This is a genomic window from Methylosinus sp. (genome assembly GCF_036560965.1).
Classification (GTDB): Bacteria; Pseudomonadota; Alphaproteobacteria; order Rhizobiales; family Beijerinckiaceae; genus Methylosinus.
In genome coordinates this window covers 1-21,091 of the sequence record NZ_DATBQF010000077.1, presented here as the reverse complement: position 1 = coordinate 21,091, position 21,091 = coordinate 1, and the positions used below count along the sequence as shown (strand labels likewise).

At 66.6% G+C, this 21,091-nt stretch carries 21 protein-coding genes; 8 read left to right on the top strand and 13 right to left on the bottom strand.

Annotated elements, in window-relative coordinates; translation table 11 throughout:
• Window positions 1-54: 54 nt before the first annotated feature.
• The gene (locus VIF40_RS19820; protein ID WP_331939242.1) at window positions 55-2,310 is read left to right on the top strand and encodes a multicopper oxidase family protein; all 2,256 of its coding nucleotides are present in this window, start codon (window positions 55-57) and stop codon (window positions 2,308-2,310) included.
• A gap of 32 nt (window positions 2,311-2,342) precedes the next feature.
• Here VIF40_RS19820 and VIF40_RS19815 read toward each other — a convergent pair whose 3' ends face one another.
• Window positions 2,343-3,089: a thioesterase II family protein gene (locus VIF40_RS19815; RefSeq protein ID WP_331939241.1), complete on the bottom strand. Its 747-nt coding sequence runs from the start codon at window positions 3,087-3,089 to the stop codon at window positions 2,343-2,345.
• A 222-nt stretch (window positions 3,090-3,311) separates the two neighbouring features.
• Between VIF40_RS19815 and VIF40_RS19810 the strand changes: the two genes are divergently transcribed.
• Complete coding sequence (locus VIF40_RS19810) at window positions 3,312-4,862, top strand: NAD(P)H-hydrate dehydratase (protein WP_331939240.1); 1,551 nt, start codon at window positions 3,312-3,314, stop codon at window positions 4,860-4,862.
• Window positions 4,863-5,013: 151 nt separating this feature from the next.
• Entirely contained in the window at window positions 5,014-5,535 is a 522-nt protein-coding gene (locus tag VIF40_RS19805; RefSeq protein WP_331939239.1) for a DUF1269 domain-containing protein, read from the top strand.
• Between the two features lie 48 nt (window positions 5,536-5,583).
• Here VIF40_RS19805 and VIF40_RS19800 read toward each other — a convergent pair whose 3' ends face one another.
• Both VIF40_RS19800 and VIF40_RS19795 read right to left on the bottom strand, forming a co-directional pair.
• Window positions 5,584-6,360, bottom strand: a complete 777-nt coding sequence (locus tag VIF40_RS19800) for a glycerophosphodiester phosphodiesterase family protein (RefSeq protein ID WP_331939238.1) — start codon at window positions 6,358-6,360, stop codon at window positions 5,584-5,586.
• Window positions 6,361-6,363: 3 nt separating this feature from the next.
• Window positions 6,364-6,849: a RidA family protein gene (locus tag VIF40_RS19795; RefSeq protein ID WP_331939257.1), complete on the bottom strand. Its 486-nt coding sequence runs from the start codon at window positions 6,847-6,849 to the stop codon at window positions 6,364-6,366.
• 265 nt (window positions 6,850-7,114) lie between these two features.
• Between VIF40_RS19795 and VIF40_RS19790 the strand changes: the two genes are divergently transcribed.
• Window positions 7,115-7,978 carry a cell envelope integrity EipB family protein gene (locus tag VIF40_RS19790; protein WP_331939237.1) on the top strand — a complete coding sequence of 288 codons (864 nt, stop codon included), beginning with the start codon at window positions 7,115-7,117 and terminating at the stop codon, window positions 7,976-7,978.
• 88 nt (window positions 7,979-8,066) lie between these two features.
• Here the strand turns inward: VIF40_RS19790 and VIF40_RS19785 are convergent, their stop codons facing one another.
• Window positions 8,067-8,642 carry a carbonic anhydrase gene (locus VIF40_RS19785; protein WP_331939236.1) on the bottom strand — a complete coding sequence of 192 codons (576 nt, stop codon included), beginning with the start codon at window positions 8,640-8,642 and terminating at the stop codon, window positions 8,067-8,069.
• Window positions 8,643-8,958: 316 nt separating this feature from the next.
• Between VIF40_RS19785 and VIF40_RS19780 the strand changes: the two genes are divergently transcribed.
• Together VIF40_RS19780 and VIF40_RS19775 are read left to right on the top strand one after the other, a co-directional pair.
• Window positions 8,959-9,885 carry a glycine--tRNA ligase subunit alpha gene (locus VIF40_RS19780; protein WP_331939235.1) on the top strand — a complete coding sequence of 309 codons (927 nt, stop codon included), beginning with the start codon at window positions 8,959-8,961 and terminating at the stop codon, window positions 9,883-9,885.
• A gap of 308 nt (window positions 9,886-10,193) precedes the next feature.
• Window positions 10,194-10,583: a hypothetical protein gene (locus VIF40_RS19775; protein WP_331939234.1), complete on the top strand. Its 390-nt coding sequence runs from the start codon at window positions 10,194-10,196 to the stop codon at window positions 10,581-10,583.
• Window positions 10,584-10,587: 4 nt separating this feature from the next.
• Here VIF40_RS19775 and VIF40_RS19770 read toward each other — a convergent pair whose 3' ends face one another.
• The 4 genes from VIF40_RS19770 to VIF40_RS19755 all read right to left on the bottom strand — a co-directional run bounded on the left by VIF40_RS19770 (window position 10,588) and on the right by VIF40_RS19755 (window position 14,261).
• Window positions 10,588-11,154, bottom strand: a complete 567-nt coding sequence (locus VIF40_RS19770) for a gamma-glutamylcyclotransferase (RefSeq protein WP_331939233.1) — start codon at window positions 11,152-11,154, stop codon at window positions 10,588-10,590.
• A gap of 105 nt (window positions 11,155-11,259) precedes the next feature.
• Window positions 11,260-12,555, bottom strand: a complete 1,296-nt coding sequence (locus VIF40_RS19765; protein ID WP_331939232.1) for a capsule biosynthesis protein — start codon at window positions 12,553-12,555, stop codon at window positions 11,260-11,262.
• Between the two features lie 76 nt (window positions 12,556-12,631).
• On the bottom strand, window positions 12,632-13,666 hold the full coding sequence (locus VIF40_RS19760) for a hypothetical protein (protein WP_331939231.1): 1,035 nt from the start codon (window positions 13,664-13,666) through the stop codon (window positions 12,632-12,634).
• 283 nt (window positions 13,667-13,949) lie between these two features.
• Window positions 13,950-14,261: a hypothetical protein gene (locus tag VIF40_RS19755; protein WP_331939230.1), complete on the bottom strand. Its 312-nt coding sequence runs from the start codon at window positions 14,259-14,261 to the stop codon at window positions 13,950-13,952.
• A 326-nt stretch (window positions 14,262-14,587) separates the two neighbouring features.
• On the opposite strand from VIF40_RS19755, the gene phaR reads away from it, so the two are divergent.
• The gene (gene phaR / locus VIF40_RS19750) at window positions 14,588-15,199 is read left to right on the top strand and encodes a polyhydroxyalkanoate synthesis repressor PhaR (RefSeq protein ID WP_331939256.1); all 612 of its coding nucleotides are present in this window, start codon (window positions 14,588-14,590) and stop codon (window positions 15,197-15,199) included.
• Window positions 15,200-15,266: 67 nt separating this feature from the next.
• Here phaR and VIF40_RS19745 read toward each other — a convergent pair whose 3' ends face one another.
• The 3 genes from VIF40_RS19745 to gloB all read right to left on the bottom strand — a co-directional run bounded on the left by VIF40_RS19745 (window position 15,267) and on the right by gloB (window position 18,371).
• Window positions 15,267-17,060: a bifunctional diguanylate cyclase/phosphodiesterase gene (locus tag VIF40_RS19745; RefSeq protein WP_331939229.1), complete on the bottom strand. Its 1,794-nt coding sequence runs from the start codon at window positions 17,058-17,060 to the stop codon at window positions 15,267-15,269.
• Window positions 17,061-17,136: 76 nt separating this feature from the next.
• Complete coding sequence (locus VIF40_RS19740) at window positions 17,137-17,601, bottom strand: cupin domain-containing protein (RefSeq protein ID WP_331939228.1); 465 nt, start codon at window positions 17,599-17,601, stop codon at window positions 17,137-17,139.
• On the bottom strand, window positions 17,598-18,371 hold the full coding sequence (gloB, locus tag VIF40_RS19735; RefSeq protein ID WP_331939227.1) for a hydroxyacylglutathione hydrolase: 774 nt from the start codon (window positions 18,369-18,371) through the stop codon (window positions 17,598-17,600). The genes VIF40_RS19740 and gloB overlap by 4 nt, the downstream gene beginning before the upstream one ends.
• A 143-nt stretch (window positions 18,372-18,514) precedes the next feature.
• On the opposite strand from gloB, the gene VIF40_RS19730 reads away from it, so the two are divergent.
• Window positions 18,515-19,273, top strand: a complete 759-nt coding sequence (locus VIF40_RS19730; protein ID WP_331939226.1) for a class I SAM-dependent methyltransferase — start codon at window positions 18,515-18,517, stop codon at window positions 19,271-19,273.
• A gap of 7 nt (window positions 19,274-19,280) precedes the next feature.
• On the opposite strand, the gene VIF40_RS19725 is transcribed toward VIF40_RS19730, so the two are convergent.
• Together VIF40_RS19725 and VIF40_RS19720 are read right to left on the bottom strand one after the other, a co-directional pair.
• The gene (locus VIF40_RS19725) at window positions 19,281-19,976 is read right to left on the bottom strand and encodes an alpha/beta hydrolase (protein WP_331939225.1); all 696 of its coding nucleotides are present in this window, start codon (window positions 19,974-19,976) and stop codon (window positions 19,281-19,283) included.
• A 40-nt stretch (window positions 19,977-20,016) separates the two neighbouring features.
• A complete protein-coding gene (locus tag VIF40_RS19720; RefSeq protein WP_331939224.1) occupies window positions 20,017-20,928 on the bottom strand; it encodes a DMT family transporter in 912 nt (303 codons plus the stop codon).
• Window positions 20,929-21,091 lie beyond the last annotated feature (163 nt).

Below are 21,091 nucleotides of genomic sequence, written 5' to 3'. Positions count from 1 at the left end.
TGCTCGCCGACGTGGTTCTGCGTTGGTTTCGTCTTCTTTCGAGGATTTTGTTTCATGCTCATGAAATTCGACAATCACCTGCCGCTCGCCGCCCTCGACGTGATCGGCGCCGGCCAGACCGGCGGCTGGGGGAAGATCGCCATTTCAGTCGAGGCGCGCAGCGTCAAATATACCGATTCCGTCGCCGCGCCGGCCTCGCCCAACGCCTGGTGCTATATTCGTCAGGGCTCGCCGCAGGAGCGCGCCGCCAGCCTCGAGAATTATCTCGGGCCGATCGTCAATGTCACGCGCGGGCGTCCGCTCGAGGTGGTCTGGATCAACCGAATCGGCTCCATGCCGGCGGAAAAGCCCGGCGACGCGCGCTCGCTCGCCATGCCGCCGATCGATCCGCCGCCGATGGATCTCGCCGAGGACATAGACCAGTATAAATCGATGAATTATCCGGTCGGCGTCGTCGCCCATCTGCATGGCGCCAAGGCGCGTCCGGATTCGGACGGCTGGCCGCTGAGCCCGGCGAGCTTCGAGGGCAATCCTTATGGAATGCCGGCCTATCGCGCCTATTGCTATCCCAACGACCAGCGCGCGGCGATGCTGTGGTTCCACGACCATGGCATGGACAATACCGCGGTGCAGGTGCACGCCGGCCTCGCGGGCGTCTATTTCGTGCGCGACCATTCCGACGCCGAGCTGTTCCATCTCATCGGCGACGAGACGCAGGAATTGCCGCTCGTCATTCAAGATCGCTGCCTGAACGCCGATAGCGCCGGGGTCAGCTACAGCAAGGGCGTGCCGATTCAAAAGGACGCCACGACCGGCAAGCGCGTCTTCATCCGCCCGGAGTTTCTGGGCGACACGATTTTCGTCAATGGAAGGCCTTGGCCGCACGCCCATGTCAATCCGAAGATCTATCGCCTGCGCCTTCTCAACGGCTCCAACGCCCGCAGCTATGCGCTGACGCTCGCCGACCCCGACGGCAAGATCGGCGGCAAGATCTGGTATGGCGATCTTTTCACGGTCGTCGGCAATGACGGCGGCCTGTTCAGCCGCGGCGAGCCGCTCGAGGAGCTGGATTATCTGCTGCTCGCGCCGGGCGAGCGTCTCGACGTCCTCGTCGACTTCACCGCCATCGACAATGATGTTCTCGGATCGCTCCATCTCGTCAATCTGTCGATCGCCGGCTATGATTCGACGCAGCCGGAGCAGGAGCCGATCTTCCAGAACGACGCGGATTCGGTATTCGCGCCGGGGACGCCGGAGGCGCTGAAGGCGATCTCCTTCACCATGCAGAGCGATGGGCCGCATGCCGATCTCCCGCTCGCCAATGTGATGGAGTTCCGCATCGTCGACGCCGCGCATACGCATGGGGCGGCGGCGCCCGGGGCGACGGCTCCCGCTTCGCCGGCGACGGCGCATGCGGCCGCGCATCCGCCGCTCGATCGCGCGACGCTCGACAAGATTTTGCTGCGCTACGCCGACGACGAGAGCTTCCGCTGGGACGCCAGCAAGCCGGCGCTGACGCGCGCCAACGCCGACGCGCCCATTGTGCGCAATCGCTTCGTGCTGTTGATGAACGACACCGCCGGCAAGGCGGATGCAGAGCCGGTCAATCCGATCACCGGCGCGCCCTGGCGCGATACGCAAATGTGGGAGCTGCGCCCCTCCACGGCGCCGGCCGGCGACCCGAGTGCCTTCGTCATTCCTTTCGACGCCAAATTGGCGACGCCATGGGAGGATGGCGCGCCCGCGGCTGCGGTCGCCTATCAGGTCTCGCGCGCCTTTTTCTTCGAGCCCGCGGACCCCAATCCGCCCTACGCGCGCCGCAGCGCCGATCCGCTATGGCCGCTCGCCACCGACAATGTCGATCCGGCCGGCTATCCGCCGATCTACCGCTACGCCCATCTCTATCGGCACAATCCGGCGGCGGGACGCGCCGTCATCCGCCCGCGCGAGGGGAGCTATGAGCGCTGGTATGTGGCCAATATCGGCAATGATCAGGCCCATCTCGCCGATGGGACGCCCGACATGCATCCGTTCCATATGCATCTCGTCAATTTCGTCGTGCTGCGGCGTTTCCGCCTGCGCAAGGACGCGTCCGAGCAATCGGTGTTCGCGCGCATAGAGCGGCGGCTCGATTTCGACGGCGTCGTGCGTCACGACACTGTGCGCGTTCAATCCAATGAGCTGGTCGAGCTCTTGGTGCATTTCCCGCGCGGCTATACCGGGGTCTATCCCTATCATTGCCACCTCGTGGAGCACGAGGACATGGGGATGATGCTGCATTTCGACGTGCAGCCGCAGGGCGCGCCCTGATAAATCGCGGCGCGGCGCCGAGACGTTCTCGCTCAGCTGAACGCGCGTCGGCTCTCGCGTTCGGCGGGCGCGAAGCCGCGCAGCGCGTTTCGCAGGCTCGCGAGTATGTCGCTCTCTCGGTCTCTGATGACGAAATGGCCGCCGTCGAACATTTGCAGCGTCGTGGCGGCGGAGGTCTCGAGCGACCAGGCCGTGAGTCGCTCCTCCTCGATCTCATCGTCCACGCCGCCGAATATATGCAGGTCGAGGTCGAGCGGCGCGCGCTCGAAACGTCGAAAGCTCGAGCAGACGCCGAAATCGGCCCGCAGAATATCGAGCGTGAGCCGCAGCAGCTCGGGATGCTCGAACACATCGGTCGGCGTGCCGTTGAGGTCCTTCAGCTCCTGGAGCAGCGCCGCGTCGGTTCTCAGCCGCGCGAGCCTTTCCTCGTCGCGTCGCGTCGGCGCCGCGCAGCAGGCGAGAATCAGCGCTCGCGGGCCGCGCTCGCGACGATCGCGCAGACGATGCGCGCAGCCATAGGCCAGCAGAGCCCCCATGCTGTGGCCGAAGAACACATAATTCGTCGGCAGCGCCCCGGCGAGCTCGTCGGTCATGCGATCGACGAGCGAATCGTAATCGTCGATGAGCGGCTCCGCGATGCGCGCGCCGCGCCCGGGCGGCTCGACCGGCTCGACGCCTATCCAATCGGGCAGCAGCCTGCGCCAGCGCAAATAGGTCGCGGCGCTCGCGCCGGCGCAGGGAAAACAAAATAGCGTCAATGATTTGGGTTCGATGAGCATCAGCGGTTTCGTCCTGTCGTCTCGCCTGACGAAGCGCGCCGCGCATCCCGGGGGCGATCCCAGCGCGCCCTGACGACGCCGCGCCGCGAGAATCGGAGAGCCATATCGAGGAAGACGCCCCGGCGGCCCGGAACGCGTCAAAAAAGCGCGGGCCTCGGCCGCAGCGGGGCGCCGCTCGGAAAAGGCGTTGCGGAGGCAAGCGCCTTCGGCCACCATCGCGCCATGCCGCTCGGACCCTACCCGCCCGAACTTTTGACCACAGCGCAAATGGCGCGCGCCGATCGCCTCACCATAGAGAGCGGCGTCGCCGGCATGGCGTTGATGGAGAAGGCCGCCGCCGCCATCGCCGCGGCCGCCACCGCCTTTCTGGTGAAGACGGCGGGGCGGCGCGTGCTGGTGCTCTGCGGTCCCGGCAATAATGGCGGCGACGGCTATGTCGCCGCCCGCATATTGCGCAGCCAGCGCTTCAAGGTTCGCGTCGCCGCGCTCACGCCGCCCGATACGCTGCATGGCGACGCGCGCGAGGCCGCGGCGAGCTGGGACGGCCGCGTCGAGGACGCCGCCATTTGCGATTTCAAGGGCGTCGACCTCGTCATCGACGCGCTGTTCGGCACCGGCCTCGCGCGCGACCTGGACGGGCCGGCCGCCGAGCTGATCCTGCGCCTCAACGCCTGGCGCGCGGAGACCAAGCAGAAGATCATCGCCATCGACATTCCTTCGGGCGTCGACGGCACCAGCGGCGCCATTCGCGGCGTCGCCGTGCAGGCCGATTCGACAGTGACCTTCTTTCGCTTGAAATGCGGTCATCTGCTGCTGCCGGGCCGGCTGCGCTGCGGGACGATCTCCTGCGCCCATATCGGCATAAGGTCGAATGTTCTGGAGAAAATTCAGCCGCAGACCTTCGTCAACGAGCCGGCCGCCTGGCGCGACGCGCTGCGCCTGCCGAGCGTCGAGGGCCATAAATATGCGCGCGGCCATGCGGTGGTGGTCTCCGGCGGCGCCTCGCATACGGGGGCGGCGCGACTCTCCGCTCTGGCGGCGTTGCGCGCCGGCGCCGGGCTCGTCACTCTGGGGACGCCGCAGGAGGCCTTCGCCGTCAACGCGCCGGCGCTGACCGCGGTGATGCTGCGCGTCGCCGACGGGCCGGCCGGCCTCTCCGCGCTGCTCGAGGACAAGCGCAAGAATGTCGTCGCTCTGGGGCCGGGCCTGGGCGTCGGCGAGGCGAGCTGCGCTCTGGTCGAGACCGTGCTCGCGCCCGCGTCGGAGCGTCGCGCCGCAGTGCTCGACGCCGATGCGCTGACGAGCTTCGCTCTGGCGCCGGATCGCCTGCGCGAGGCGATCGGCGCGGCGCCGGGGCCGGTGGTGCTGACCCCGCACGGCGGCGAGTTCGCGCGGCTCTTTCACGGCCAGCGCTGGGAGAAGACCATCAGCGGCGCGCCCATCTCCAAGCTCGAGCGCACGCGTGACGCCGCCCGCGAGATCGGCGCCGTGATCATCTTCAAGGGACCGGACACGGTCGTCGCCGCGCCGGACGGGCGCGCCTCGATCATGCCGGCGGCCTCGCCCTGGCTGGCCACCGCGGGCTCGGGCGACGTCCTCACCGGAATCGTCGCCGGCCTGCTGGCGCAGGGAATGGAGCCTTTCGCCGCGGCCTCCTGCGCCGTCTGGATGCACGCGGCGGCGGCGGATGATTTCGGTCCCGGCCTCATCGCGGACGACATTATCGATCGACTGCCGGCGGCCTGGCGTCGGATCGTCGCGATTCAGCCCTAGATAAAAACCAGCGGAAACGATGCGCTCCGTCGCGCGTTTCGCCGATTGGCGGCGGAGCGCGCCTCGTCGCCTCGCATTCGCGCGGTCGTCGCAACGACACGTTCACGCGTTTCGATGAGGATGCGCGTCGTCCGACAAGAGGAGAGCTTTCATGTCCGATCTCGTTGTCATCGTCTATCCGACCGAGGCCAAGGCCGAGGAGATACGGCAGAAACTATTCGATCTGCAGAAGGAGTATGTGATCGAGATCAGCGACGCGGTCATAGCGGTGAAGGAGCCGAGCGGCCATGTGAAGCTGAATCAGCTCATCAACACCACCGCGGCCGGCGCCGTCAGCGGCACCTTCTGGGGCGCGCTGATCGGGCTCATCTTTCTCAATCCGCTGCTCGGCGCGGCGATCGGCGCGGGCGCGGGCGCGCTCAGCGGCGCGCTCACCGATTACGGGATCAACGACGCTTTCATGAAGCAGCTCTCGGAGACGCTTCAGCCCGGCAACGCCGCTCTCTTCGTGCTGATCCGCAAGCTGACGGCCGACAAGCTGCTCGATGCGGTGAAGGGAACCGGCGGCGTCGTGCTCAAGACCTCGCTCGACCACAGCAAGGAGCAGGCGCTGCGCGATGCGCTCGCCGCGCATGTCTCGACGCCGGCGGTGACCGCGCCGTCGACTCCGTGAATCGACGAAGCGCCCTCTCCCTCTCCCGCGATAGCAGGGGAGGGGGCGCTACGGCGTAAATCCCTCGAAGACGATCTGATCGGCGAAGGCGAGCGCCGCCTTCGCCTGTTCCGCGTCGCGCACGGTCCATGTCGTGACGGGAATGCCGCGCTCCTCGCGGCAGCGGCGTGGAATCTCATTCGGCAGATCGGCGACGTTCCAGGAGAGAAAATCCGGACGCGTGCGCTCGACATGCGAGAATTGCGTCAGCTCCTCCCGCTGCGCGGCGGTGAGAAAGCTCCAATCCGCGCCGTCATAAGAGGCCTGCGCGACGATCCCGAGCGGCGCGCCGGCAATGCCGAGAGCGTCGAAATGCGCGCGCAATTCGGCGATCGGCGCCGGATCGAAGCTCTCGATCGCCGCGACGCCGTGATAATGCGCGACGATCTCCGCGACATGGCGGGCGAGGGCGAGATCGCCGTCGAAACGGCTCTTGATCTCGATGAACAGCGGAACATGTCCGCCGATCGTCGCGAGGAAAGCGCGCAGGCTCGGCACGCCCTCGCGCGTTCCGCGCAGCGTCAAGCGCGCGATCTCGAAATGGTTCAGCGCGTCGAGACGCCCGGTTCCGTCGGTCAGCCGCTCCAAGGTCTCGTCATGGAAGACGACGACCTCGCCATCGGCGCTCGCCTGCACGTCGCATTCTATGGCGTAGCCTGCGCAGGCGGCGGCGCGTGCAGCCGATAGCGAGTTCTCGACGATTCCGAGCGCTGGATCGTGCAGGCCTCTATGCGCGATCTTATGTTCGGTGAGCCAATGATAGGGAACGCCGCCGCCGCGCGTCATCGCCTACTCCACTATTTCGAAGGTTCCGTCCACTTCCACCGCCGCGTCGAGCGGAAGCTGCGCGACGCCGACGGCGAAGCGCGCATGGCGGCCATTCTCGCCGAGCACTGTGGCGACGAGATCGGAGGCGCCGTTCAGCACTTGCGGGAGCTGGCCGAAATCGCCGGCGCTGTTGATGAAGCCGCCGAGCCGCAGCGCGCGCAGCTTGGAAAGATCGCCGCCCGCCGCCGCGGCCGCCTGCGCCAGAAGATTGAGCGCGGCGACGCGCGCCGCGGCCTGGCTGGCCTCGAGCGTGACGGACGCGCCGAGCTTGCCCTTATGCGCGGGATCGATCGCGCCGCCGGGCCCGACGGGCAATTGTCCGGAGACGAACACAAAATTGCCGGAACGCGTCCAGGGGACGTAATTGGCGACCGGAGCCGCCGGTGTGGGGAGGGTCAGTCCTAAGGCCTCGAGCCGGGCCAGCGGCGTCTGCGCCGTGTCGGTCATCATGCGTTCCTTTCCGAATCTCTGACAATTCCGGGGTCTTTGTCGCCGACCGTAATTTGGCCAAGGTCGGGAGGCAATGCGTCCGGCGAGACTTCGCCTCGACATCTCGCTCGCCCGAGATAGAGTGGTCGCGCGAGCGCAGCGCGCAGCGACGACGCCGAAGCGAAGAGAGGCACCCTCCAGCCGCTGTCGTCGTCGACGCGAAGCGCCCGGGAGACGCCGGACCATAGCCAACTCGAGCTCGACAGAGGGAGAAAGACCCCACATGGCTCTGAAACACATCATCGGCGCTGCTCTCGCCTGCGCCTCCTTGCTCGCGCTGGCGCCGCATCTGGCGCAGGCCGACGCCGCCGCCACAGTCGCGGCCGTCGCCGCTCAGCCGCAGCTGGCGCCGCATCGCGCCGTCTATGATCTGACGCTGGGGCAGGCCTCCGGCAGCAAGGCCCCGACCGCGGCGCGCGGCCGCATCGCCTTCGATTTCACCGGCTCCTCTTGCGAGGGCTGGGTGCAGAATTTCCGCCAGATCACCGAGCTGCAGCCGGCCGAAGGGCCGCCGCGCCTCTCCGACATGCGCTCGGCGACATTCGAGGCCGGCGACGGCAAGGACTTCCGCTTCCGCATCGAGACCAAGCTGGACAATGTCCAGGCCGAGGACATCGACGGCAAGGCCAAGAAGAAGACCGGCGCCTCGCTCTCGGTCGATCTCGCCCGGCCCAAGCAGTCGACGCTCTCGCTCGACGGCGGCGCGCTGTTCCCGACCGAGCATTTGCGCCACATCCTCGCCGCCGCGCTCGCCGACGAGCGCATTCTCGAGGCCAAGGTGTTCGACGGCTCCGGCGACGGCGAGAAGGTCTTCGACACGATGAGCGTGATCGGCCGGCCGACCAATGGCGTCGTCACCGAAAAGGCCGCGCAGATCAAGGAGCTCGCCGGGCTGAAGCGCTGGCCGGTGTCGATCTCCTATTTCGAGCCCGGCAAGCGCGACGAGCAGCCGGTCTATGTGCTGTCCTTCGACCTCTATGAGAACGGCATCTCGCGCGCGCTGAAGCTCGACTATGGCGATTTCGCGCTCACCGGCGAGATGACCGAGCTCTCGCTCCTGCCGAGCTCGGCCGGCTGCAAGATGTGAACGTCATCCGCGAGCCGTGGCGCGACGAAGCGATCAAGCTCGCGATGACGATAAAAAAGCCCGGCGCAGCGCGTCGGGCTTTTTTCGTTCAGGCGCGGCCGGCTTCGGTCGCTTTCGGAACCTCGTTGAGCTTGCCGCTCTTCACATCATAGATGAAGCCGTAGATCGGGATATTTTTCGGCGCCAGCGGATGCTCGCGGATGCGCTTCACGTCCTGATAGACGCTCTCTTCCTGCGACTCGATGGTGAGCCATTTCACGAAATGGCCGCCCGTGCAGCCGCCGCCGTGGCTGGGATTGGTCCATGTCGTTCCGTCGAAGGAGGCCGTCGCCAGGCTGTCGTCCAGAAGATCGGCCATCACCTCGTCGCAGAACAGCTCCATGCCGCAATCGGAATGGTGGATCACGAACCATTCGAGCGTGCCGAGCAGCTTGTGCGAGATGATCAGCGAGCGAATGGCGTCGTCGGAGGCGCGGCCGCCCGCATTGCGAATCACATGCGCGTCGCCCTCCGAAAGGCCGGCGTATTTGGCGGGGTCGAGTCGCGCGTCCATGCAGGTCAGTATCGCGAAACGCCGCGCGGGCGGCAAAGCGAGCTGCGCCTTGTCTCCGAAATCCGCGGCATAATTGCCGTTCGCCGCCAAGACTTCCGCGAGAATCGTCATTTGTTCCTCCCTTTCGGCTTTTGTCGCCGTCCGGAATTTCTAGGGCGTGGGCTTTCCGGGTCCTAAATGCATATTTTTCATGTCGCTATGAATAGGCTGCATGAGTGGAGCCACGCTTCCCGACAGGCCAGCAGCATGCCCCGCCGCGCTATTGTCACGCCGCCGGCGACGACATGGGAATGCAAGGCGGGTGCGAGGGGTGGGATATCGTCTCGGAATCGACGCCGCGGCGTGGCTTTTTTGCAAGCGCCCGGCCGCGTTGACCGGCGCGCGCGCGGCGATTAGCCTGCCGGCCGCAGCATAGGAATCGATGCAAATGACCGCGCCAGACCGACTTTCGCCTTCCCGCTCGTTCCAGGGCCTCATCCTGACCCTGCAGAATTTCTGGGCGGCGCAGGGCTGCGTCATTCTGCAGCCTTACGATATGGAGATGGGCGCCGGCACCTTTCATCCCGCCACCACGCTGCGGGCGCTCGGCCCCAAGCCCTGGAAGGCCGCCTATGTGCAGCCGAGCCGGCGTCCCAAGGATGGCCGCTATGGCGAAAACCCCAATCGTCTCCAGCATTTCTATCAGTATCAGGTGATCTTGAAGCCCTCGCCGCCGGATTTGCAGTCGCTCTATCTCGCCTCGCTCGAGGCGATCGGCGTCGACACGAGGCTGCATGATATCCGCTTCGTCGAGGACGATTGGGAGAGCCCGACTCTCGGCGCCTGGGGGCTCGGCTGGGAGTGCTGGTGCGACGGCATGGAGATCTCGCAATTCACCTATTTTCAGCAGGTGGCCGGCTTCGATTGCGCGCCGGTCGCCGGCGAGCTGACCTACGGACTCGAGCGCCTCGCCTGCTATTTGCAGGGCGTCGATTCGATCATGGAGCTGAATTTCAACGGCGGCGACGAGGACAAGGTCACTTACGCCGACGTCTTCCGGCAGGCCGAGCAGGAATATTCGCGGCATAATTTCGAGGCCGCCGACACGGAGAAGCTGTTCTCCGACTTCCGCGCCGCCGAGGCCGAATGTCGCGCTCTGCTCGCCTTCGGCGACAAGGGCGAAGGCGAGCGCCATCTGATGGCGCTGCCGGCCTATGATCAGTGCATCAAGGCCAGCCACGCCTTCAATCTGCTGGACGCGCGCGGCGTGATCTCGGTCACCGAGCGGCAGAGCTATATTCTGCGCGTGCGTGAATTGGCGCGCGCCTGCGGCGCCGCCTGGCTGCGCACCGAGGGCGGCTCCGCGGCGGCGTAGAGAGAGCAGCTGACCGACGCAGCCACGACATGGCGCGCTCGTCGCGGCCGCCCGCGCCGGGACATCCACGCCAAGCCGCCCACGCCAGGACATTGCGACACGCGGGGAGAAGAAGCGGCGTTGTCCGCCCGTGTTCTCGGCTTTTCGCGTCGTCGCGGCGCGACGAGCGCGGCCATCACGCTGGAATCCGTCTGCTCGCTGCCCCGAGCTCGCAGCCCTCTTCCGGCTCGATCCATGTTTGACAAAAGTTCTTTTTATGTTCTAATTTTGTTCTTGTCTTCCGTCGAGTCCTTTTCGTGAGGGTCGTCATGTTCGTCGTCGATCGGGTGCGCCGGGATAGGAGACCGGCGGAAAAGTCCATCATTCGCGGCCGGGAATTGGCGGCGCTGGATAAAACGTCGCTTCGGGAGCGTTTCTATTCGTGGCGCGCGGCCGATGGCGAACATTATGTGTGCACGATCTTTCCCGCCGAGGAGGAGGCGCTGGTGGCGGGGTTCGCGCGCGCCGTCGTTATCGGCGTGGCGTGGGACGCCGGCCAGCGCCGTCCGGTCTGCGTATTGCTGGCGGAGGAGCTCGATACGCCGAGCGGGCGGCGTGCGCGGCTCGCCGCCGGCGCGCTGGGGGTGAATGAATGGCATGTGCGCTTTTGTGCGCTGCCCGAGGTCGCGCGCTGTCTCGCCAGAGCCTTGCTGAACTGATCTGTCAGGCGCGCTCGGCGGCGACGGCGGCGATCGTCGGCGCGGCGGAGAGCCGGCGCACGATCTCGGCGAGGGCCGGATCATGGATGTCGAGCTGCTGGAGATGCTCGTGCGTGTTGCGGACATAGGAGGGGTTGTCGCCCGAGGCGCCGACGCCGCCCTGCACGAGCCGCGTCATTTCGTCGATCGACAGGCGTCCGGCATATTGCTCATGGGCGCGATCGACGATGAAGGCGAGCGCGCGGGCCGAGCCGCCCTCGGCGAAGCGCAGCCCGACCGTGCGCTCGAGATAGACGGAGGTCACCAATTCGCGGGCGCGAAGATAGGCGATCGTCTCCTCGCGCGTCGCGCCGGGGACGCGAAAGGCGACGCCGAGACAAGAGCCGCCATAGTCGAGGCCTAGCACCAGGCCCGGCCGCTCGCGGGTTCCGCGGTGGACATGGGAGAAGACGCAGAGCGATCGGTGGTAGCCATGCACCCAGGCGAGGGCGCTCTCGAGAAATTCGAAACCCGGCCGCCACATCAACGAACCATAGCCGAACACCCAGAAATCGCCGTCCATCGTCGCCATCGATCGCAGACCTCTCCTTCGCTTCAGATTCGTTCGATTCTGTCGCCGGGTAAAGTCATTTGTGACGCCGCGACGCGCGGTCCGGCGTTCGGTGGATTCGAACGCTCAGAGCCTGTGGTCTTCGATGGTGGCGATGAGCAGGGCGACGATTCCCCATACGATGGCGAAGCCGAGGAAGATCAGCAGGGGGAATGTCACCCGGTGCGGATAGCGCGAGATCTCGGGGGGCGCGGGGGGAACGAAGACGGTCAGATAGATGCTCTGCCGATTGGCGCGCAATTGCGCGCGGTCGAGATCGGCCTTGGAGAGCGCGTAAAAGCGTTCGGCCATGGCTTTGCCGACCTCCAGCTCCTCGAATTTCGCCAGAATTCCGGCCAGGGTGGAGCCGGACGCGCCTATTCCGTCATTGGAGGTGAGCTTCCCCTTCAACTCCTTGATCTGTCGTTCCGTGGAGTCGCGCTGCTCGCGCAGAACCCGCACCGTCGGCGCGTCGGGCGCCAATTCATGGGCGGAGACGAATAGCTCGCTGTCGAGCTTGATCTTCTGCGCGACGAGCGGCGCGAGCAGGCGGCCGATCTCGGTGCCGGTCAGGGTCGGGTCGATCACGCCGAACTCGTCGCGGAATTTGTGGAGATCGGCCAGCGCCGCCTGCACCGCTTCGTAGGAGCGGCGCACGTCCTTCTCCGCCATTGCGGTGGCGTCGCGTCGCGCCCGCACGGAAATGCGGTTGACCAGCGCCTCGCTCGCCGCGACGATGGCGGAGGCGAGCGCATAGGCGTCCTCCTTGCGGAAGGCGCGGACATCGACGGTGACGAGGCTGGAATTGGCGTCGACAGTGGTCTCGACCATGGACTGCCAATAGTCGGTCAGCTCGTCGATCGTCGCATTGCGCCTCAGGCGGGTCAGGAAATCGGCTTCCGGCCGACGGTAGATCGCGCGCAGATCGAGCTTGGCCATGACATCCGTGACGATCGCTCGGCTGCGGATGTAGCTCGTCACGATATGGGCGTTCTGGCCGGAGGGCGTGAAGGTGAAGGTCGCAGATTCGCCCTTGGGCGTCGCGACCGCCTCCAATTCGATGGCGCGCACCGCAAAGCGCGTCTCGACGGCGTATTGATCGGCCGCGAAAAAGGCGAAATAGACCGCCGCGGCGAAAGAGGGGACGATCACGAAGGCGATGAAGCTCAGCCAGAGCGGCGGAATTCTGGTGCGGCTCTCCAGCGCGCGATTGGCTTCCGTCGCGATGCGCTCGACCTGCTCGACGAGCTGACGCGCGGCCTCGGGCGCATGGGCGAGCGGCCGCAGCCAAGCGGCCGGAACGAGCGAGCGCGAAGACCGCGCGACAGGGCGCGTGCGGATGCGTTCGTCCTGCTCGTCGAGCGGCGGTTTGGTCTCGATCATCGGGGTCTGCCGACAATTCGCGCCGAAAGCGGCGAGCGCGAGGCGGCCGTGGCCGTCGCGGCGTCATGCATTGTCGTCAAAAGGCCTCCTCGATCGCCGATTTCGCGGTCTGGTAGATTTCGAGATCCTGCTCCAGCAGCAGCTCGACCTCCGGCAGCCGGCGCAGCTCGCGCGCCAGATCGCCCACGGCCGCGAAATCGGGAATCGTCGGCAGCGTCGCCTGCTCTATGTCGAGCAGAGCCTCGACTTCCTCGAGAAAGCGATCCTGACTTTCCCGCAATCCGACCACGGTGAAGCTGGCCAGAGCGGCGAGCGCCTTGGCGACGCCGTTCTTGGGCGGCGGCTCGTCCAGCGCTTCGGAGGCGAGCTGCCGCGTCAGCGGATTGGCCAAAGTGCCGATGACGTCGCGCGGCATCGCGTCGAAGGCCCGCCGCAGCCCGGAGCCGTCCGGCTCGATCTGCTGCGCGAACTCGATCGCCCGCTGAAAGGAGATCATGTCTCTCGCCCCGAGCAGCTCGTCGCCGAAGCGCGACACATGCTTCAAGGTCAGCAGCCGCTCGGCGAGCTCGAGATAGGGGTCGTGAATGAGGATGATGGTCTTGAACTTGTCGTGTATGTAATTGGAATAGGTGCTGAATGTCAGCCGGCCGCTCACATAGAGCGAGGTGACGTTGTCGAGCAGGAACACTTGCAGCGCGGTCTCGCGTCCATGCCGCTCGACGCCCTTGTGGAAGAATTGAAACCTGTGCTCGACCTTCTCGTCCAGCCGCCACAGCGGAAAGAGATGCGTCTCCAGGCGAAAGACGCGCCGGTGCGTGACCTCCGAGTCGTTGCGCCGCCGGTAGATCATGATGCCGGACTCGGCCTCGCGAATCTCGAGGCTCTGATTCAGAGCGAGATCGGGAACGATCGAATCGTCGACGGTGAATCCGCAAAGGCCCGTCGCATGCCGCCCGGCCGCCACCAGCGACGGTCGCGCCTCGCGGCAGGGCAGCTCCGCTATCTCTATGCCGCTCTGGGTGATGCGAAGCGTCGGCGAGGCGGAGTAATCATCCGGAACGACATAGCCGACGATCTGGTCGCCACGGTCGGCTTCGATGTTGAACAACATGAGCCCAATTCCGATTCCGGCCTGTCTCGCTCTCGCCGGCGTCCTCCGGCGCCCAAAGGGGCCAGGACGCCGATTCGTCACGAATCGGCCGCCGCGCGCGCCGCCTTCGCGCGCTGTTTCGCATATAGACGGGCCCGCCTCAAGCGCGCGGCGCTCGGCAGGGCTCGCCCTCTGCACGCCTCTCCTTACCGTATTGCTGCGCTGCGGGAAACGGCATGCCGCATTGCGGCGAAAAATCGTGGAATCGCCTGCTTTCCATCCGATTTTCGCCGGGATTGCGCGCTCACCACCAGCCGCGGCCCCAATAATAGCCGCGCGGCCCGAAGCCGTAAGAGGGAGAGTCGTAGCGGGAGGCGCGCCGATCGGCGGAACGATCGAGGTCTACCTGCAGCAGGCATTTGGAAAATGGGTCGGTTCCCGGCCGGAATCCGTAGCTTCGGCAGCGCGCCTCGTCGGCGGAGCGTTGCTCGGCCAGGCTCGTGGTGTTGCAGGCCCCGACGAGGAGCGCTGCGGCCGCCGCGATCAGCAGCTTGGCGATCGTCAGCTTGGCGATCGTGATCGGCGGTTCGGTGATCGGCGGCTGGGTGATCGACATGTCGTCCTCCTATCCGCCTCCGGGCTCCCGGGCGGTCGCACGACTGATTTGGACAATATAGCCGAGGCCGCGGCGCGGATCGAGAGGCTCCGGCGTCCAGAACCGGCCGCGGCGGACCGAAAAAACCTTTTCTCGACGAATTTATTGCGGGATGCGTCCGTATGCGGCTATCGTTCGACGAGAGTTGCGGCCGCAATGCGCGTCGCTGGACGAGAAGCGAGGACATTTTGCTACGCACGCCGAAATATGAGAAGGGCGCCGGGGCTCAGTCAGCCGGCTCCGAGAAGATCGTGGCGGCGCGCCAGGGCGACGGAGGCGGCGGGCACATGGCGACCGAAAAAAAGCCGACGACGATCAAGAAATACGCCAATCGGCGTCTCTATGACACGGGCACGAGCACCTATGTCACGCTCGAGGATCTCGCGGCCATGGTCAAGCGCGGCGAGGATTTCGTCGTCTGCGACGCCAAGTCGGGGGAGGATATCACCCGCCCGGTGCTGACGCAGATCATCTTCGAGCAGGAGGGCAAGGATGGCCAGAGCCTGCTGCCGATCGCGTTTCTGCGCCAGCTGATCCGCTTCTACGGCGATTCGATGCAGATGCTGGTGCCGAGCTATCTCGAGTTCAGCATCGACCGGCTGACGCGCGACCAGCAGAAGTTTCGCGATCAAGTGTCGCAGGCGCTGGAGGGCGCTCCCTTCGGCGCGCCGACCCGTCAGGCCTTTCAGTCGCTCGAGGAGCAGGCGCGCAAGAATATGGCGGTGTTCCGCCACGCGCTCACCATGTTCAATCCCTTCGGCCTGCCTGCCGAGCCGGCCGCCGCCACCGAGACCGCGGCGGCTGCGGAAGCGCCGCCGCGCTCCGATCTCGACGAGATGAAGCGCCAGCTCGACGAGCTGAACAAGCGCATCGACCAATTGTCCAACAAGAGCGGCTGACGCTTCGTCCAACAAGAGCTTGCCGCTTTCCGCTCGAGCAGAGTGTTCGAGCGGAAGACCTCTCGTCTCAGGCGCGGCGCGCGAGGTCGTGAGCCGCGCCCGGCAAGGACGGTATCACCGCCGAGCCGAACAGCGAGCCCTGGAAGAAGTCCACGCCCCAGTCGCGCAGCAGCTGCGCGGTCGCTTCGTCCTCCACCCATTCCGCGACGATCTTCAGGCCGAGATGCTTGGCGAGATCGGTGAGGGTGCGGACGAAGAAGCGATCATCCTCCGATTTGATGATGTTCTGGATGAAGACGCCGTCGATCTTGACGAAGTCGAAGTCCAGCAGGCGCAGATTGCGGAAGGATGTGTGTCCGGCGCCGAAATCATCCATGGCGAATTTGATGCCGAGACGCTTGCAGTCGATGATCAGCTGCCGCGTCTTGTCGAAATCGTCGATCAGCGTGGTCTCGGTGATCTCGATGGTGAGGCGATCGGCGACGCCCGAATAGACCCGCGTCGCATTGGCCAGCCATTCCGGCCATTCCGGATCATGCAGCGTGGTGACCGAGGCGTTCACCGAAAGATGCAGCGACGGGTCGGCGCGCAGCCGCGTGAGCGCCAGCTCGAGGACGCGCTGGTCCAAGAGGCGCACGAGCCCGGATTTCTCGGCGATCGGCAGAATGTCGCCGGGAACGACGATGACGCCGTCGGCGAGCCGCACGCGCAGCAGAGCCTCGTAGAAAGCCGTGCCGCCGGACTGAGCGGAGACGATCGGCTGAAAGGCGAGCTCGACGCGACGCTCGTTGAGCGCCGAAACGACGCTGTCGGAGATCTGCAGAGCATGCAGCCGCCCATTGTCGCGGGCGAGCGAGGTGGCGTAGCAGACGAGCCGCTGAGCGTTGCGCTGACGCGCGGCGTCGAGCGCCTCTTCCGCGTGCTGGAACAGAACCGCCGGCGATCGGCCGTCGCGGGGCGCGACGACGGCGCCGATCCGCGCCGCCACCGAAATCGCGCCGGCCGTGGTCGCGAAAGGCGAATGAGCGACGACGTCGATGAGCCGCTGGCCGGACGCCTTGGCCTGCTCCACATCGCAATTCTCGAGCAGCACGGCGAATTTATTGCCGGCGTAGCGCGCCACGAGATCATTGACGCGGACATTGGCGCGCAGCCGCGAGGCCAGGCCGATGATGATCTCGTCGCCGGCGTCATAGCCGTAGGTGCGGTTCAGCGCGAACAGATTTTCGAGCGCGACGAGCAATATGGTGAAGGGCTTGCGTGACTTCTCGGGCTGTCCGAGCAGGCGCAGCGAATGTTCGGCGAGCAGCGCGCGGCTCATCGCTCCGGTGAGCGCGTCGAATTGCGCGCTGCGCGTCAGCCGACGTTCCATCTCGTGGCGCTCGGTGATCACGCGGACGACGCCATGGGCGTGGATCGGGCGGCCGTCGCGGCCGGCGAACCATTTGCCGCAATCCTCGATCCAGACGAGCGGGCCGCCGCCGGTCTCGCGCGGCGGGGCGAGGGCGTAGATCGCATTGAAGTCCACGCCGCGCCCGTCGTCGCTGCCGGTCGACATGACGATGGCGTCGAAGCGCGAGGTCGCGCTCTGCGCGCCGAGCCGCTCGCCAAAGGCGCGTCCCGTCGAGAGATCGACATGCGCGAAATCCGCGAGCACGTCGGCGAGGTTTTCACCCCAGCTCAGCTGATCGGTCGCTATGTCCCAAGCATAGGTCAGCATGCCGACGGAGGCGAGTATGTCGATCGAATCGGGTCGCGCCGGCTGCTGCTGCTGCGTGGTCGGATCGACAGCCGCGGCGGGGGAGGGGGCCGCCTGCAATCCCGTGGAAACCGCCTTATTGGCGAGATGGCGCAATTGCATCGGTTGGGCCTGATCGACAGAATACGGATGGCGGTCAGTATTGGGGCCCAAAAGTAAACGGGTCGTTTAGAAAGGCCTATTCTTCGGCCCCGGGACTGGGCGGCCGGAAATGGGCGGGGGCGAGCTCGAAGCGGGAAAATTCGAAGCCCGGCGCGACGGTGCAGCCGACCAGCGTCCAGGCGCCGAGGCTGCGCGCGCTCTGCCAATGTCCGGCCGGAACGACGATCTGCGGATGCTCGCCGCGCGTCACCGCGGACCCCAGAATATGGCGCTGGGCGGCGTCGCCGGTCGCCGAGAGATCGAGGGCGAGCGGCGCGCCGGCGTAGAAATGCCAGATCTCGGCGGCGTCGACGCGATGCCAGGCGGAGACCTCGCCCGCGCCGAGCAGATAATAGATCGCCGTCGAGGCGGCGCGGCCGTTCTCGACCGCGCGCGCATCGCGGAAGGTCTCGCGATAGAAGCCGCCTTCGGGATGCGGCTCCAGCCCCAGCAGCCGCGCAATGTCCGCCGCCATGAGCGGGGCGTTCGACTCTGTCGTCATCGAAACACATTTTTCCTTTCGCGCATTTCGGCGAAGACGCGGACGGGGTCGGCGGTCTCCATGCCGAGCGCCTGCCGCAGCTGCGGGTCCTCCGCGCGCAGGAAGGGATTGGTCGCGAGCTCGAGGGCGATCGTCGTCGGCAGAGTGGGCTTGCCCTCGGCGCGCAGCGCGTCGACCTCGCGGGCGCGGTCGGCGAGCAGCGAGTTGCGCGGATCGACGGTCCGCGCGAAACGCGCATTGGCCTGAGTGTATTCGTGGCCGCAATAGATGCGCGTCTCCGGCGGCAGCTCGGCGAGCCGCTCGAGCGTCGCATGCATGACGTCCATCGACGTCTCGAAGACGCGGCCGCAGCCCAAGGAAAACAGCACGTCGCCGACGAACAGGATCTCATCCTCCTCGAAATGATAGAGAATATGCCCGATCGTATGTCCCGGCGCCTCGATGACGCGCGCCGCCGCCGCGCCGACCGTCACCAGATCGCCCTCGCCGACCTCGAGATCGAGGCCGGGAATGCGCTCTCGATCCTTGCGCGGACCGACGACGCGCGCCGCGGGAAAGAGCTGCTTCAGCCCCGCGACGCCCTGAATGTGGTCGGCGTGATGATGGGTGACGAGAATATCGGTGAGCGACCAGCCGCGCCGCGACAATTCGGTCGCTATGGCGCGCGCGTCGGGCGCGTCGATCGAGGCGACGGCCCCCGTGGCTTCGTCCCGCAGCAGCAGGCCGAAATTGTCGGCGAGGCAGGTGAACTGAACGACCTCGAGGTTCATTGCGCTGCTCCTGTCGGCGCGCCGGCTCGCGTCGCCCTCGTCCCGGCCGCGGCCGTTTCGCGCGCTGTCGTTTCGAGGGGCGCGTTTCGAGGGGCGCGTTTCGCGCGCTTGCGTCGCGGCGAAGATATTGCCAAATAGCAGATATGTCTCTCGACGTCGTCGACCTACGGAATTTTTACGGATCGCCGCTCGGCCAGGTGGCGCGCCGCCTCGTCGGCCGCATGGCGCGGACCCGGTGGGACGACCATGCCGGCCTGCGCGTGCTCGGGATCGGCTACGCCACGCCCTATCTGATCGATTTCCAGGAGCGGGCGCAGCGCGTGCTCGCCTTCATGCCCGCCGGCCAGGGCGTCGTCCATTGGCCCAATGGCGGCCGCTCGGCCTCGGCGCTGGTCGAGACCACGATGATGCCGCTGCCGGACGCCAGCGTCGACCGCATATTGGTCGTCCATGCGCTCGAGGTCGGCGAATCGCCGCGCGACATGCTGGAGGAGATCTGGCGCGTTCTCGCGCCGGGCGGCCGGGTGATCGTCGTCGTCCCCAGCCGCTCCGGCCTGTGGGCGCGGGTCGACACAACGCCTTTCGGCCATGGCCACCCCTATTCGCGCGGCCAGCTCCAGAGCCTGCTGCAGGAGACGCTGCTGCTGCCCGTCTTCTGGGGCGAGGCGCTCTATGTGCCGCCCTTCGCCCGCGCCTCGCTGCTGCGCTCGGCGCCGGCCTTCGAGCGCATCGCCGGACGTTTCTCGCTGCCGGGCGGCGGCGTCCATATCGTCGAGGCGACGAAGCAGCTCTACCGGCCGGCGGGACTGCGCCGCGCCGTGCGCCGCGCGCTGCCGCCGATGGACGGGGTGCTGGCGCCCGTCGGCGCCGGCGCCGGCCGCAACGGCGTCCCGGCGCTCTGAGGACGGCTCAGCGTCCGCCGCGCTGCCCGAAGTCGACCGGCAGGCCGAAGCTTCTCGCCAAGAACAGCCCGCCATGCAACAGGCCGGCATTGTCGATGCCATGGTCGAGGCCGGCCGAGAGATGCCATTGCGCCGGAATTTCGGCCTTGGCCAACGCATTGGCCGAAAGCAGCAGCGCATCCGCCGGGATCATCGAATCCTCCTCGCCATGGACGAGCAGCACCGCCGGCGGCTTGGTCCCGAATTGCGGCGGAATGTCCGCCGGCTCGGCGCCCGTCACCAATATTCCCGAATAGCCGAGAATGGCCGCGGGCGCCCGGCGCAGCCGCAAGCCGACATGCAGCGCCAGCATCGTCCCCTGGCTGAAGCCGACGAGCGCCAATTTGCTCTCGTCGAGCTCGTTCTTGGCCAGCTCCTCCGTCAGAAAGGCGTCGAGCAGGGGGCGCGTGGCCACCACGCCGCGCCAACGCTCCTCCGGGTCGCGCATGGTCAGCGGAAACCATTGCCGCCCGGCCGGCGACAAAGCGCAGCGATCCGGCGCATGGGGGGAGACGAAAGCGGCGTCCGGCAGGAAGGAGCGCCATTGCCGGCCGATCTCGATGAGGTCGTTTCCATCCGCGCCATAGCCGTGGAGGAAGACGACGAGCTGCTTGGCCTTGCCGGATTTGGGTTGAATTCGGGGGCCGTCGATCTGGGACGCCATGTCTTATCTCGCAATTCTAGGGACGCGGCCAGCGCAGCCGCTATCCGCCGTTCAACACGGCCGCGACGCCGGCGATCAGCATCGCCACGCCGAGCCATTCCCGCGCTCCGGTCCTCTGCGCGAACATTCGGCGCGTGACCATTTGCGCGAACAAGACTTCGATCAGCGCCAGCGTGCGCACGCGCGGCGCGGTCTCGAGAGCGAAGGCCAGGAACCAGAACAGCGTCGCAAAGGCGCCGAGCAGCCCCGCCGACAGGGATTCTCGCCAATGGGCGAGGATGGCGGCAAGGCCCCCACGGTCGAAGACGCTCAGATAGAGCAAGATCAGCGCCGTTTGCAAGACGAGGCCGAGAACGAGCTCGGTCGCGGCCGCGACGACGAATGAGGGGCCGCCGAGCGCCAGCACCCCCTCGCGGTAGCAGACGGTGGAGACGCCGAACAGCGCGGCCGAGCCGAGACCATAGAGAATCGGCCGCCAGGGCGCTTCGCCGCGCAGCGCCGCCCGCGGATCGGGCAACGACAGAGCGAGAACGCCGAATGTCGCCGAGAGGACGCCGAGCGCGAGCGGCGGCGTCGCCGCCTCGCCCAGAAACAAAACTCCGAAGACGACGATCTGTACCGCCTCCGTCTTGAGCAGCGCCGTGACGATGACGAAGGAGCGCTCCCTCATCGAGGCGAGCATCAGCGCCGTCGCCGCGATTTGCAGCGCGGCCGCCGTGGCGATGACGAGCAGCGTGCGCGCGTCCGGAACCGGCGGCGGCGCGCTCGCGATCATGCAAGCGGCGGCGAGAATGAGAAAGGAGAAAGGGCAGCCGAAGAGAAAGCGCACGAAGGTCGCGCCCGCCGCGCCGAGCGAAGCGGTGAGGTCGCGCTGCAGAGCGTTGCGCAGCGTCTGTCCGCCGGAGGCGATGAGAGTGAAGGCGGCCCAGGCCCAAGCGGGAGCGGATGTCATCAGCGGCGGAGCTCGCGTTGCGTCGCATTCTCCTAGCGCGATCCGCGCCGAAATATCCACGCCCAAATGCGAAGAGCCCGGCCGTGGCGGCCGGGCTCTCGGGATTCCGCGATGAAGTGGTCGGATCAATATCTCGCGACGACCGGCACCACCGGCGCCGAGA

Bases quoted from the DNA above. Each gene is read 5' to 3' on its own strand.
- VIF40_RS19820 (WP_331939242.1), top strand. From the start codon at position 55: ATGCTCATGAAATTCGACAATCACCTGCCGCTCGCCGCCCTCGACGTG.
- VIF40_RS19815 (WP_331939241.1), bottom strand. From the start codon at position 3,089: ATGCTCATCGAACCCAAATCATTGACGCTATTTTGTTTTCCCTGCGCC.
- VIF40_RS19810 (WP_331939240.1), top strand. From the start codon at position 3,312: ATGCCGCTCGGACCCTACCCGCCCGAACTTTTGACCACAGCGCAAATG.
- VIF40_RS19805 (WP_331939239.1), top strand. From the start codon at position 5,014: ATGTCCGATCTCGTTGTCATCGTCTATCCGACCGAGGCCAAGGCCGAG.
- VIF40_RS19800 (WP_331939238.1), bottom strand. From the start codon at position 6,360: ATGACGCGCGGCGGCGGCGTTCCCTATCATTGGCTCACCGAACATAAG.
- VIF40_RS19795 (WP_331939257.1), bottom strand. From the start codon at position 6,849: ATGACCGACACGGCGCAGACGCCGCTGGCCCGGCTCGAGGCCTTAGGA.
- VIF40_RS19790 (WP_331939237.1), top strand. From the start codon at position 7,115: ATGGCTCTGAAACACATCATCGGCGCTGCTCTCGCCTGCGCCTCCTTG.
- VIF40_RS19785 (WP_331939236.1), bottom strand. From the start codon at position 8,642: ATGACGATTCTCGCGGAAGTCTTGGCGGCGAACGGCAATTATGCCGCG.
- VIF40_RS19780 (WP_331939235.1), top strand. From the start codon at position 8,959: ATGACCGCGCCAGACCGACTTTCGCCTTCCCGCTCGTTCCAGGGCCTC.
- VIF40_RS19775 (WP_331939234.1), top strand. From the start codon at position 10,194: ATGTTCGTCGTCGATCGGGTGCGCCGGGATAGGAGACCGGCGGAAAAG.
- VIF40_RS19770 (WP_331939233.1), bottom strand. From the start codon at position 11,154: ATGGCGACGATGGACGGCGATTTCTGGGTGTTCGGCTATGGTTCGTTG.
- VIF40_RS19765 (WP_331939232.1), bottom strand. From the start codon at position 12,555: ATGATCGAGACCAAACCGCCGCTCGACGAGCAGGACGAACGCATCCGC.
- VIF40_RS19760 (WP_331939231.1), bottom strand. From the start codon at position 13,666: ATGTTGTTCAACATCGAAGCCGACCGTGGCGACCAGATCGTCGGCTAT.
- VIF40_RS19755 (WP_331939230.1), bottom strand. From the start codon at position 14,261: ATGTCGATCACCCAGCCGCCGATCACCGAACCGCCGATCACGATCGCC.
- phaR (WP_331939256.1), top strand. From the start codon at position 14,588: ATGGCGACCGAAAAAAAGCCGACGACGATCAAGAAATACGCCAATCGG.
- VIF40_RS19745 (WP_331939229.1), bottom strand. From the start codon at position 17,060: ATGCAATTGCGCCATCTCGCCAATAAGGCGGTTTCCACGGGATTGCAG.
- VIF40_RS19740 (WP_331939228.1), bottom strand. From the start codon at position 17,601: ATGACGACAGAGTCGAACGCCCCGCTCATGGCGGCGGACATTGCGCGG.
- gloB (WP_331939227.1), bottom strand. From the start codon at position 18,371: ATGAACCTCGAGGTCGTTCAGTTCACCTGCCTCGCCGACAATTTCGGC.
- VIF40_RS19730 (WP_331939226.1), top strand. From the start codon at position 18,515: ATGTCTCTCGACGTCGTCGACCTACGGAATTTTTACGGATCGCCGCTC.
- VIF40_RS19725 (WP_331939225.1), bottom strand. From the start codon at position 19,976: ATGGCGTCCCAGATCGACGGCCCCCGAATTCAACCCAAATCCGGCAAG.
- VIF40_RS19720 (WP_331939224.1), bottom strand. From the start codon at position 20,928: ATGACATCCGCTCCCGCTTGGGCCTGGGCCGCCTTCACTCTCATCGCC.